Genomic DNA, 12,539 nt, shown 5'->3' with positions numbered 1-12,539 from the left:
TAGCAATCATTGCGAGGAGTCCTCTCACAATGAAATTGTGGGGACGACGTGGCAACCTGATTTCGCGGCGGGAAAAACAAAACGCGGCATAAGCCGCGTCCCTTACTTTATTTTTTATTCAGCAACTGCTGTAGCATCTCCACCTTCTCACGCTCCGCTTGCAGCAACCGCTCATACAATTCCTCATTCTTCTTCATCGCCTCCATCCACTTTTCCACTGGATTAACAATATAATCACCTGCACTGGTGGCAATTCCTCCTACGGCCTGATCACTAAACGTACTATTAATAATATTAATAGAAGGATCTTCATTCAGCGCATCAAAAGCCTCCACCGGTATTTTCAAAACAGTAGAAAGCTGTTCCAGGATCTTATCGTCGATCTGTTCTTTTTGCTCCAGCAGCGAGATCTTCTTCTGACTCCAATCGTCGCCCATCTCAAATGCCAGCGCTTCCTGTTTTAAGCCTTTCCATTCGCGAAATTTCCGCAAGTTCTTACCGTGGTGTGCTTTGTGATGTGACATAATCCATTAGCTATATGCGCAAATATAGTTGTTTAACAATGAGCACGAACGATGAATTACGAGCAATGAGGAGCCTACCGATTCACTAAGCTCACCTATCAAATCATTAGGCTCGCCTATTCTCACCATTAGGCGGACCTATCTCAACCAATAGGTCCTCCTGTCCATTTGACAGCCCGACCTATTCACTTCATTAGGTCGACCTACACTAACCCTTAGGTCCACCTGTCCATTTGACAGCTCCACCTATTCATATCATTAGGCGGAGCTATTCCCACCATTAGGTCCGCCTATCAATTTAATAGGTGGACCTATTCACAACAATAGGCTAACCTATCAAATCATTAGGTTGACCTATTGATTTGATAGGTCGGCGCCTCTTCCATTACCCCCCCACATTACGCGAGACGTCTCCTACCGTCGACATGGCGCATAAAACCACAACCCTCAAAAACGTATAAACCTATCAACGTATAAACCTATCAACCAATTAACCATTTACCTATTTAACATATTAAACCTTCCAGCAATGGCATGGTCTTTTTAGTCACCTACGGTTATGCCATCCCCTTTTATCAAAAAATTCTCAGGAGCAGTCTACAGCAAGATCATTCTTGCGTTCCTACTCGCCTGCCTGACAATCATTTTAGCTCGAAGCGTATCGAAAATGGCTTTTCAGAAAATGCTCGGCACCGTACAGCATCTTTCCGAACCAAATCAGAAACTGCGACTTGTCAATAATATTTTCCGAGATGTGGTACGGCTCGATCAATTGCAGCGCACCCAGGCGCTCCGCGATAAAAAGAAGCCATACAATCCATTCCTCAAAGAATCAGCACAGTTGCAAAAAATGCTGGATACATTGCGCATTGCCAGTATTGAAGACGATCCGCAATTACACCGTATCGACAGCCTGAAAAAACTGTTGAAACAACGTGATAAATTATTCATCAGCTATCTCCAACTGCGGGTAGAATTACTCAACGACAACACCCTTTCCGGTCAATTACAAAGCCTTGCTGCTGAAATAGCCAGAAACACCGTGCAGACAGACAGCAACATCATTACTACCGAGAACAAAGTCACCACTACTACCATCGTTCCGATGGACAGCATGCTGGCTTCGCCTGAAGAGCAACCTGAAAAACGCTCCCTCTGGGACAAGCTATTCGGCAGAAAGAAAACGGTAGCACAGGCGCCGCTGCAAAAACTGATTAAGGAAGAGCTGAAAGTAAAAGTGGACACACTGGCCATGGTAAAGGAAGACAGCCTGATCACCGAACTCAGCAATGCCATTCAGGCCATTGAAGTCAGGCGGCAGCAGAGCCGAAATACCCTGCTCAGCCGTGAGCTTGCATTTACACGTGCCGGCAATATTCTTATCAACAAAATGCTGGTCATCCTTCAGGATATCGAATCCGAAGAGATCAAACAAGTGGAGCTAAACAATGCGGCGTCAACCGCACTTGTTCACAACAGCATTCAGCAGATCAACTATATACTGATCGGTTTTGCCGTAGGCGCAGCAGTGTTAATGTTCCTCATCATTACCGACATCGCGCGCAGCAACCGTTATAAAAAACAGCTCATCGTTGCCAAAGAAGAAGCAGAACATCTGGGTCAGGTAAAACAGCGTTTCCTGGCCAATATGAGCCACGAATTGCGCACACCGCTGCAAACAATCATTGGCTTTGCGGAGCAGTTGAAACAACAAAAAAATCCCAAGCCGGAAGATGTCGATATTATCTATCGTTCGTCCAGGCATCTGCTGCAAATCGTCAATGAAGTGCTCGATTATAGTCGTATCGTTTCAGGCAAATTCAACTTTAGCAATCAGCCTTTTAATATGCGACAGGTATTGACCGAAATCAATGAAACCATTGCACCACTTGCCAGAAGAAAAGGTCTGACGTTTGACTTTGATACTACCGAAGACGATGGGTTATACTTAAGCGGCGATGCATTTCGTCTGAAACAGATATTGTATAACCTGCTCGGCAATGCCATCAAATTTACCCACGAAGGCACCATACTTTTCCATGTAAAAAAATCGGAACACGAACAATCTGCAACCTTCCACTTCGTGATCGCCGATACCGGCATTGGTATTGCAAATGCAGACATGGAGCGGATCTTCAACCAGTTTGAGCAAGGCGCCGAAAACAATGCCAACTACCAAAGTACCGGCCTCGGATTAAGTATTGTTCGCGCTTTGGTAAGCCAGCAAAATGGCGACATCCGCGTGAGTAGCGAGCCTGGTGTGGGTTCCAGCTTTATCGTGACGCTCACCTTCCCGATTGTCGCTATTCCGAAAGAAAACCTCCTGCTTACCACAAAAGCTTCTTACAACGGCAAAGTGTGGATTGTGGATGATGATCCGTTTATTCTGCAATTATGCAGCATGATCCTCACCAAATTCCAGATTGCACATGAATGTTTTGACAATCCGGAGAAAGCCTTGGCAGAAGCAAATATCAACGATGTAAAAACTGTGTTTCTGGACATCAGAATGCCAGGTATGAATGGATTTGAATTGATGCATGCGCTGAAAGAAAAATTCGGCGCCACACAACCAACTTATATAGCACTCACAGCGCAGGCAATGCCCGATGAACATGCGCATATTTTGGAAGAAGGATTCGACAATCTGCTGCGCAAACCATTCCTTGAAGCGGATTTCATCAGCATTTTGCAACACGGGCACACTGTATCAAAAAACAATGGCGAGCAATTTGATTTTAGTTCGCTGCAAAAAATGATTGGCGATGACCCGGCTGTATTGCAAAAAGTACTAGGCAGCTTTATCAATGAAACTACTCAGGATCTTGAGCTGCTGGAAAATCATCTGACGAATAACGAGCTTTCCGCCACACCAGAAGCATTACACAGATTGGCCGGACGCTGCGGACAAATGGGTTTTAAAGATATTTCACGACAGCTTCGCCAGACAGAAGTCAATATCCGTCAGGGAAATCTTTCAGGTGCACTGCCTACGGTAACCACATTAGCAGAACGGTTACGCAATTTGCTGGCAGCAGTGAATGCACAACTGCAGACTGTAGCCACAGGTTGACGAAAAATGCAACAGTTTTCCTCTTGAAACCAAAACGCGTGGCACACCACAAATCATTTAAAATCAGCCTTATTCCATCTTTTACATCCGATTGGCACAGTAATGGTTCCTTATAGACTTGAAATTATTTTTCAACTCAAATAAAAAGAACGACTATGAAAAAGCTGATTTTCTCTGTACTGACAGTAGCATTCATCGCCACATCTGCATCAGTTGTAACAGCACAAAGTGCAGCAGCCCCTCAAACGGCCCAAACACAGGAAACTAAAACTAAAGTAGACCCTGCCAGCCTGCCAGATGCAGTAAAAACAACGCTGGCCGGCGACGAATATAAAGACTGGCAAGTGAACAACGCTTTTGAAATCAAAGGCGCTACACCTTACTACGAAATTGAATTAAAAAAAGGCGACGCACGTAACACGGTTAAGTTGGATAAAGACGGTAAGAAAATCTAATAAAACAAAAGAAATGCTCTCTCCGGAGTTTTGTTAATATTTTCTTACTCAAGGGAAGCTGCCTAAGGCCGCTTCCCTTTTTTGTACGTTATTTGTATGGAGCAAGCGTTCCAACTCTATGAATATATTACTGGTAGAAGATGACAGTAGCTTTGTGCTGGTGCTGGAAAATTTTTTGAAACGACAAGGTCACCAGGTCACAGCTACATCCAATGTAAAAGACAGTATCAAAGTACTTCAGAAATCGCAATACGATCTTTTGTTGCTCGATTATCGCCTGCCCGACGGCACTGGCATCGACATTCTGCAACACGAAGTGCAGGTAAATGCCCGCATTCCCGCTATTATGATGACGAGTTTTCACGACATTAAAACAGCGGTAAAAGCCATGCGCTGCGGGGCATTTGACTTTATCACCAAACCGGTGAATCCCGACGAACTGCTTATGATCATGCGCGATGCACTCACGCAAAAAAATCAGCAGGAACAACAGACTTCTTTCGATAAAAAATTCATTGAAGGTACCAGCGAAGCGGCAACTATGCTGTATCAGCACATTCGACTGGTAGCGCCAACCGATATGTCGGTAATTATACAAGGTGAAAGCGGCACGGGTAAAGAGCATATTGCCAGAACAATTCATCGCCTCAGCAAACGCAGCACCGGCCCTTTCGTAGCAATCGACTGTGGCGCTTTATCGAATGATCTTGCCTCCAGCGAATTATTTGGCCACGTGAAAGGCGCGTTCACCGGAGCTTTAAACGATCGTGAAGGACATTTTGTAACAGCAGGAGGCGGTACTTTATTTCTCGATGAAATTGGGAATCTCAGTTATGAAATTCAGGTAAAACTGTTGCGTGCTTTGCAGGAAAGAATCATTCAGCCAACGGGCAGCAACAAACAGATAAAAGTGGATGTACGTGTGATTGTGGCAACGAATGAAGATTTACCGAATGCGGTAAAAAACGGAGGTTTCAGACAGGATCTTTATCACCGGCTCAATGAATTCACGATTAAAGTGCCTTCGTTGAAACAGCGCAAGGAAGACCTCACCGAATTTATTCAGTACTTCATTCAGGAAGCAAATAAAGAACTGGACAAATCAATAAAAGGGCTCGACAAAGAAGTAACGCATTTATTTCATCACTATGAATGGCCGGGCAATCTCCGTGAATTAAAAAATATCATCAAACGCTCTGTACTGCTTAGTCAGGGTGATCTGATCACAGAAGAATGTTTGCCGGAGGATATGCTTTGGGAGGCAGAAGAAGAGGAATTCCAGCAGGAATCGAACCAGAACCTAAAAGTGATGCAGGCGACAAACGAGAAAGAGATGATTCTGAAAACGCTGCAGGAAGTAAAATTCAATAAATCAAAGGCCGCTCGACTATTACATATAGACAGAAAAACTCTTTACTATAAAATGTCTAAGTATAATATTGATCCCTAGCTGTTAGGTAAATAAATTGACAGGTTAATAAGTTGGCACCTCCCATACTTATCAACATTTCAACGTAAACATCAAAAGATACTTAAAATAAAAAAGCATGCCGAACGGCATGCTTTTTCTCAATTAATATATCGGTAGTTAGATTACTCTTACATTAACTGCATTAGGACCTTTCTGTCCGTCTTTTACATCAAAAGATACGCGGTCATTTTCGCGGATATCTGACAAAAGACCTGTAACGTGAACAAAAAGATCGGCACCGCCATTTGAAGGTGTAATGAAACCAAATCCTTTAGTTTCGTTGAAGAATTTAACTGTTCCTTCTTGCATTAGAATTAAATTAAAAAAATGAACTGCAAAGATAAGGGGAAAAACATTAAATAAAATCATAAAATTTCAGTTAAAATCGCCTTCATCTCATCCGATTTGCTAAAAAAGGCCATTTAAGGCTAAAAAGTCATGCCTGGGTTCGATCCGGAATCTATTCCTTCGTACTTTCGCGGCGCAATTCGCTTTTTATGCAAAAGAAAAAAACGGCCATTTTCCTGTTGACATTTTTCATCCTGCTGAGTGCAGCGTTCATGACTTATTTCTACAAAACCACGCGTGAAACGCCCAAAACGCTTCCGGTGCTCGGAAATCCAGGTCATGTGATCGATACATTTGCCTTTACCAACCAGGAAGGAAAAATTATAACAGATAAAGATGTTGCGGGAAAAATATTTGTAGTTGAATATTTCTTTACTACTTGTAAGGGTATTTGTCCGAAGATGAATGAAAACATGACTAAAGTGTATCAGGCATTCCGCGGCAATAAAGATGTAATGATCCTTTCGCACACCGTAGATCCAAAAAAAGATACCGTTGCTGCAATGAAAGAATACAGTCTCCGTTTTGATGCAGATCCGAAACAATGGATTTTCCTTACTGGCGATAAAAAAGCATTGTATGATCACGCACGTTACAGCTACCTCGTAACTGCTGCAGATGATACCGCTACAACAGATATTCAATCAGATTTTATCCATACCAACCGTTTCATGCTGGTAGACCGTGGTGGTCGCATTCGCGGCAGTTATGACGGTACCAACATGGGCGATGTAAACCAACTGATCGGTGACATCAAAATACTGGAAGCGGAGAAAGAATAGTTTCTTAACCTTAGGCTCAAAGCCTAAAGCTGCTTGTAACGAATGATAATGGACACTCGCGCATGTCATCCAGACAAGAAAGGATGCCGCGTTAGACCAACAATTTTATAACAACAACGGTTCCTCATAATGCGGAACCGTTGTTTGTTTTAGTGCTTTCTAAAATCAGCATCTATTGCCTGCTTTAGATAATCGATAGTTTGATTCTGTGTTTTTACGTCGATGGATAACGTAGTATCTACGACTTCGCTATTGTTCTGCGACAACATTAAAACAGTAGAACTTTTGATTAGTTTCTGCTTCGCTAAAATTCCCGCTGTATCAAAATAAATGCTTTTGCCACCGTTTTGAAACTGGCTGATGTCCAGCTGATTTTCATCGGCCGCCACTACTAAAAGTAATTTGTCGTTATTCAAATAATAGGCCATAAAATCAGCAAATTTTTTGTTGCAGGTCGGGCAGGTCTCGTGGTTAATAATAACAACCGCTCGTGTTTTCGCCACAACAGCATGGTTCGTTATTTCTTGAACCGCAGCTAGGATACGGTTTTTGGGCTTCCGACATCCAAAGAAAATTATTGGCAATTGAAATACAATTACCAGAAAAAGTTTACGATTTCGGTTTAAGATCATAGGAAAACAGGTCGAATTTCTTGTTTTGAATATAGGCTTTATCTCTTTTTTGAATCAACAGACCTTCACTGTGTACCAAAATACTCGTGGGTACATATTCATCTTCCCAGAAAACATGCTCGCCCAGTTTTTCTAGTTTCGTATTGAGCACAATAACCGACCAGGAACGTCTTTCATCTTCGTCTTTTCTGGAATGAACAATGCTCACAATATATAAATGCCGGAACGGATCGTACAAATGCCTTTTTATCCATCCCTGGCATTCCGCTCTCCGATGCATTTCATCCTGATCCATGCTATCAATCGGGAGCGGATCATTTTTCAACAAATGACGATCATAGGAAGACTCCATCTTCTTCACATTCACAATCCGGAAAGGACCCGGTTTTATCAGGTACAAGGAATCGCTATAGCAAGATGAAAAAAGAATCGTGTCGTTATTAAAAGTCGGCCGCGGGTTATCGTGGTTGTTACAATTCGTGTCAATAAATCGATTAAAAAAGCCGTTCAAAAACGTATCTATTTTTTCGGGATTATTGAAAGGATCGGTGTACAAAGCAAAATAAGGTCCGTGCTTCTGAATGCTATAATATTCGTGAACCTCCAGATTATGGCCTAAATGCGGCTGGTAAATAGCCAGATTGAGTGTAAACAAAAATTTACCATTATAGAGAAACGAACTGTATCCGGGACTGATCAACTGATAGGTACTTCCGAGGCTGTCGAGTCCGCCCAGTACTATTCGTTTCTGCACGCTCCCTTCGTGATTTATCAAGTATAAATTTCCAGAATATCTGCTGCTCACAAATATGGAGTCATAGTTAAAAACCGCTACCCGATCGATATCCGTGAGTTGTTTTATTTCCTTGAGTGGAACGACCAGTTTTTTCTTTCCATTTTCGTCGAAGAAATAAACATGCTTGTCCGTTTCGGTCAAAGGGAAAATATAAACCGCTTTGCCGTTTTCGATGCGCCAATTATCATCGCCCGGAGATAAATTCTTTTTGATGTCGAATTCAATGGTCCGAACGATTTTGAATGCCTTGGGCCTAGAACGGCAAGAAAATAAAAAAAGTAAAAGGAAAACAGATGCAAAATAATAGGCGGTGCAATTAAGGCGCGTCTTTTTCATAAATGGGGTTTAAAAGGTAAAAATCAGCGATTCCAAAATCACTGATTAGATAATATGCGCAATCCACCCCATCAGCAACCAGGCGGCTACTACTAAAGGCGCAGGAACTTTGGTTAAATACAAAACACAAAAAGTAATAAGCACCACAGCAAGATTTGTCCAGCTCACAGGCGAAATAGATTGGAACAACACAATACCGGATGCCCAGATGATTCCGACAATTGCTGCGTTAATTCCTTCCAGCGCGCGATAAATAATCACATGCTGTTTGAGATGTTGATATAACGGATATAAGAAGAAAAGCAAAAGCGTACTCGGCAAAAACACCGCGATGGTTGCGGTAAGACAACCTACAATCTGCCAGGCAGCCCCAAACTGACTCATGGCCATACCGCCCACAAACGAACAAACGGAAAATACCGGACCAGGCACTGCATTGACCATACCATAGCCAGTAAGCAGTGCTTCTGATGTAAGCCATGGTGAGCGGTTACGTGTAATAGGCCGCATCACAAACTGATACAGCATCATCGGCATCAAGGCTTGTCCGCCGCCAAAAACAATACTTCCGAAGCGATAGAAGTTCTCAAATATGTTGAAAATACGTCCGTGTACCCAATGCCCTTTTAGCGCCAGCTGACTCATCACACCCGCGGTAACAAATACGGTAAAAAAGATCCACAGATTAAACCATTTAATAGGTTTGGGTTTCGCTTTCCCTTCAGGGATGCGCCGGTTACTGAAATTGCTGATTGTACCGGAGATCAACAGTAGTAAAGGAAACACCCAGGGTGACCGGAAAAAAACCGTTACAACCAGACTCCCGATCATAATAGCCCAGGTGGCCAAATGCTGCACATTGTTTCTCATCATCCGTGCCGCGGCATAGCATACAAATCCCACAGACATTGGCTGGATAAAAGAAAAAACACTTGCCTGTATGTCTCTTACGTCGAAATAATATACCAGGAACGAAAACGCACTCATGATGATCGTTGCTGGTAAAATCCAGATTAGTAAGGCTAACAAAGCAAGCGGGACACCACCTCTTTTAAAGGCGATAAGCGTTACAGTCTGTGTAGAAGATGGGCCGGGAAGCATTTGACAAAAAGCGTTGTATTCCAGCAACTCCTCTTCCGTTACATCATGCCTTTTCTGTACAAAGGTTTTTACCATCATTCCCATGTGCCCTTGCGGCCCGCCAAATGCGGTGAAAGAGTAAAGCGCTACGGCTTTCAGGAATGGTATATGCCTGTGTAATATCAGTTTGGCTCTAGTTTTTGAAGCCGTAAAATAAGACCAAAAAACCGACTTTTTATAACCAAAACAACAAGACACTTATTGAAAGAACAAATATATCAATACTAATTCTTTAGGTAAAAGCATTCCTGCTTCTTTAAAATTTTAAATCGCTGGCAATTTTTTAACAAAAGCAGTATCTTGCATCGCAAATTAGAAATGGTCATGACTTCAGTACTTTTAAATGCTTTCTACGATAAAGTTAATACCAGCGTAGGTCCGACTCTGGCTTGGATTTTCGGTCTGTTGCTTTTTATTGAACTGGTTTATGTAATGGCTAAGTACCTCGGTTCAGGTTCTTCCAAATAATAATACACTTCCTTGACGACACAGTCCCATATTGCTGATATCCGCAAGGATTATCAACTCGCGTCACTTGACGAGTCCGTAACCGGAAATGATCCGTTGGCTTTTTTTCAGAAATGGTTTTCGGAAGCTGAAAACGCGGGCGCAGATGAAGTGAATGCCATGACATTGGCTACTGTGGATGTTGAAAACAGACCACATGCACGCATTGTGCTGCTGAAAGGTCTGGATAGTGAAGGTTTTACTTTTTTTACTAATTACGATAGTGATAAAGGGCATCATTTGGCACAAAACCCAAATGCTGCTCTTGTTTTTTTCTGGAAAGAGCTGGAGCGACAAGTTCGCGTAGAAGGGAAAGTAACACGCGTCACGCCTGCTGAAAGCGACCAGTATTTCCATTCCCGCCCTGCAGGCAGCCGTCTGGGCGCCTGGGCATCTCCACAAAGCCATATTATTTCTGACAGGAGCGTACTGGAACAAAATGTGCTGAGTTTTCAGCAAAAATTCCCGGGATCAGATATTCCGCGTCCGGAAAACTGGGGCGGTTATCGCTTAATCCCTGATTATCTGGAATTTTGGCAAGGCCGCAGCAGCCGTCTTCATGACCGGATCGTATTTAAAAAACAATCGTCCGGCAACTGGGAAAAATATCGTCTTGCGCCTTAACCGGGCCATTCTCCATTAATTTTGTGTTTCTAGCCCATTTAGCCAGGATAATAGCAAGATTTTAGCGCGCATAGTTTACCGTTTTTAAAAAAAGGTATATAAACTTGCAGTCTGAATGCTGGCAACGTTAAATTGGAACGCTTTTTGCTAAGAAACATTTAACGGGATTTTTTGCCTAAAAAATAAGCAGTGGAAAAATAGCATGTGGTCACTTTTTAAAAAACAGAAAAAACAGGAAGAGCCGGTCGGAGAAATAATCGATTTTTCTTTTTTAGGATGCGATATGCATAGCCATTTGGTGCCAGGAGTAGACGACGGTGCTAAAACACCCGAAGATAGCCTGGATTTGATTCGCCGGTTTAAAGAAAAAGGCTACAAGAAGCTAATTACCACCCCGCATGTGCACGGTGAGTTTTATGATAATAACTCAGAAAAACTTCGCCGCCATTTCGCAGATCTGCAACGTCTTATTAATGACCATCATATACAAATAGAACTAGGCATATCAGCCGAATATTTCCTTGACAACTATTTCATGGATATTATATTACCAGAAGGCTTATTGTCTTTCGGTGATAATTATGTACTGGTAGAAGTTTCCATGGCAGGCTGGCCGCGCAATTTCAGCGACTTGATTTTCTCAGTACAATCTTTGGGGTATAAGCCAATTCTGGCCCATCCTGAACGATACCAGTATGAAGAAGGAGCTCAGCTTTACCACGAGTTGAAAGACAAAGGAATTATGCTCCAGATGAATTTGCTCTCTGTGCTTGGTTACTATGGCCGTCAGGTAAAAAATCAGGCAGAACTGCTCCTTAAAGAAAAGCTCTATGATTTTTGCGGTTCAGATCTACACCACTCCCGCCATATGGACAATCTGCATAAAATGATAAATGACCATCCAGGAATCATGCATCAGCTCAGAGACTACGGATTCCGTAATCCGGAACTGCTCGCACATTAAAAGAAAGCCAAATAAAAGATTTAGACTATTTTTGTTAACAGAACATAATAATATATATGCTCAGGTATTTAAACGCTATTGCTATCATTTTACTTCTATTCGTTGCTTCTTGCTCTGCTCCTAAAAAAGTAATTTATTTTAATCAGGATACGCCGAATGATACAACAGTTGCGTTTCAACCACTTCAAAGCCGTCCGGAAGTAGTTATACAATCCGATGATATCTTGGCCATTACTGTTTCCAGCACGCTCGGAATCTCAGATAAAGATCCAGTAGGTATGTTTAATAATGGCGGTACACAATATTCGTTGACAGCAATGAGTAACGGTGTTGGCGGTGGTGCTGCAGGTACTAATGTAAGCGGCTATCTCGTAGACCGGGAGGGAAATATAGACTTCCCTATCGTTGGAAAGTTTCACGTGGCGGGCCTTACACTTAGACAAATGAAAGGAAACCTATCGGATAAATTAAAGACATATCTGACGAATCCGGTAGTCGAGGCACGTATTATCAATTTCAAGGTGACAATCTTAGGGGAAGTCGCACGTGTCGGTCCGGTTATTGCGCCCAATCAACGAATGAATATTATTGAAGCTATTTCTGCTGCGGGCGATATTCCGGTTACCGGAAGAAGAGATAACGTATTGATTATACGTGAACGAGATGGAAAAAGAGAATTCGGCAGAATTAATATGAATAGTAAAAATGCATTCACCAGCCCTTACTACTTTCTGGAACAAAATGACATTGTTTATGTAGAGCCGGCACGTGTTCGTCGTCAGGAAACCAACGACTTCCTGCGCTTCTACCTTCCAACAATTACCACATTTTTGTCTACTGCACTTGCCGTATATGGTATCGTAGAGTTGACCAAGTAGTTTAATGAC

The 12,539-nt window shown here is 42.5% G+C and carries 13 protein-coding genes; 8 read left to right on the top strand and 5 right to left on the bottom strand.

Annotation, left to right across the window (positions count from 1 at the left end; genetic code table 11):
* Positions 1-107: 107 nt before the first annotated feature.
* Positions 108-524 carry a helix-turn-helix domain-containing protein gene (locus DN068_RS15615; RefSeq protein WP_110999871.1) on the bottom strand — a complete coding sequence of 139 codons (417 nt, stop codon included), beginning with the start codon at positions 522-524 and terminating at the stop codon, positions 108-110.
* 667 nt (positions 525-1,191) lie between these two features.
* On the opposite strand from DN068_RS15615, the gene DN068_RS15610 reads away from it, so the two are divergent.
* From DN068_RS15610 to DN068_RS15600, 3 genes are all read left to right on the top strand, one after another.
* Entirely contained in the window at positions 1,192-3,597 is a 2,406-nt protein-coding gene (locus DN068_RS15610; protein WP_165836419.1) for a hybrid sensor histidine kinase/response regulator, read from the top strand.
* A 155-nt stretch (positions 3,598-3,752) separates the two neighbouring features.
* Complete coding sequence (locus DN068_RS15605; protein WP_110999869.1) at positions 3,753-4,052, top strand: hypothetical protein; 300 nt, start codon at positions 3,753-3,755, stop codon at positions 4,050-4,052.
* Positions 4,053-4,170: 118 nt separating this feature from the next.
* Positions 4,171-5,502: a sigma-54-dependent transcriptional regulator gene (locus tag DN068_RS15600; RefSeq protein WP_110999868.1), complete on the top strand. Its 1,332-nt coding sequence runs from the start codon at positions 4,171-4,173 to the stop codon at positions 5,500-5,502.
* A gap of 138 nt (positions 5,503-5,640) precedes the next feature.
* Here the strand turns inward: DN068_RS15600 and DN068_RS15595 are convergent, their stop codons facing one another.
* A complete protein-coding gene (locus tag DN068_RS15595) occupies positions 5,641-5,832 on the bottom strand; it encodes a cold-shock protein (RefSeq protein ID WP_110999867.1) in 192 nt (63 codons plus the stop codon).
* Positions 5,833-6,020: 188 nt separating this feature from the next.
* Here DN068_RS15595 and DN068_RS15590 point away from each other — a divergent pair, with 188 nt between their 5' ends.
* Positions 6,021-6,653, top strand: coding sequence for an SCO family protein (locus tag DN068_RS15590; RefSeq protein WP_110999866.1), 633 nt, complete (start codon positions 6,021-6,023; stop codon positions 6,651-6,653).
* Between the two features lie 149 nt (positions 6,654-6,802).
* On the opposite strand, the gene DN068_RS21970 is transcribed toward DN068_RS15590, so the two are convergent.
* The 3 genes from DN068_RS21970 to chrA form a co-directional block, all read right to left on the bottom strand.
* On the bottom strand, positions 6,803-7,081 hold the full coding sequence (locus tag DN068_RS21970) for a hypothetical protein (RefSeq protein WP_123985371.1): 279 nt from the start codon (positions 7,079-7,081) through the stop codon (positions 6,803-6,805).
* Between the two features lie 181 nt (positions 7,082-7,262).
* Positions 7,263-8,417, bottom strand: a complete 1,155-nt coding sequence (locus tag DN068_RS15580; RefSeq protein ID WP_110999864.1) for a hypothetical protein — start codon at positions 8,415-8,417, stop codon at positions 7,263-7,265.
* A 45-nt stretch (positions 8,418-8,462) separates the two neighbouring features.
* Complete coding sequence (gene chrA / locus DN068_RS15575) at positions 8,463-9,656, bottom strand: chromate efflux transporter (protein WP_262508864.1); 1,194 nt, start codon at positions 9,654-9,656, stop codon at positions 8,463-8,465.
* 225 nt (positions 9,657-9,881) lie between these two features.
* Here chrA and DN068_RS22160 point away from each other — a divergent pair, with 225 nt between their 5' ends.
* From DN068_RS22160 to DN068_RS15560, 4 genes are all read left to right on the top strand, one after another.
* Entirely contained in the window at positions 9,882-10,025 is a 144-nt protein-coding gene (locus tag DN068_RS22160; protein ID WP_165836418.1) for a hypothetical protein, read from the top strand.
* A gap of 12 nt (positions 10,026-10,037) precedes the next feature.
* Positions 10,038-10,688: a pyridoxamine 5'-phosphate oxidase gene (pdxH, locus tag DN068_RS15570; protein WP_110999863.1), complete on the top strand. Its 651-nt coding sequence runs from the start codon at positions 10,038-10,040 to the stop codon at positions 10,686-10,688.
* Between the two features lie 202 nt (positions 10,689-10,890).
* A complete protein-coding gene (locus DN068_RS15565) occupies positions 10,891-11,652 on the top strand; it encodes a tyrosine-protein phosphatase (RefSeq protein WP_110999862.1) in 762 nt (253 codons plus the stop codon).
* Positions 11,653-11,708: 56 nt separating this feature from the next.
* Positions 11,709-12,530 (top strand): polysaccharide biosynthesis/export family protein, encoded by an 822-nt coding sequence (locus DN068_RS15560; RefSeq protein WP_110999861.1) that lies wholly within the window; start codon positions 11,709-11,711, stop codon positions 12,528-12,530.
* Positions 12,531-12,539: the final 9 nt, after the last annotated feature.

The organism is Taibaiella soli (assembly GCF_003236175.1).
GTDB lineage: Bacteria > Bacteroidota > Bacteroidia > Chitinophagales > Chitinophagaceae > QKTW01.
Note: the sequence above shows the minus strand (reverse complement) of the source record. Positions and strands in the feature narration are given on the sequence as shown.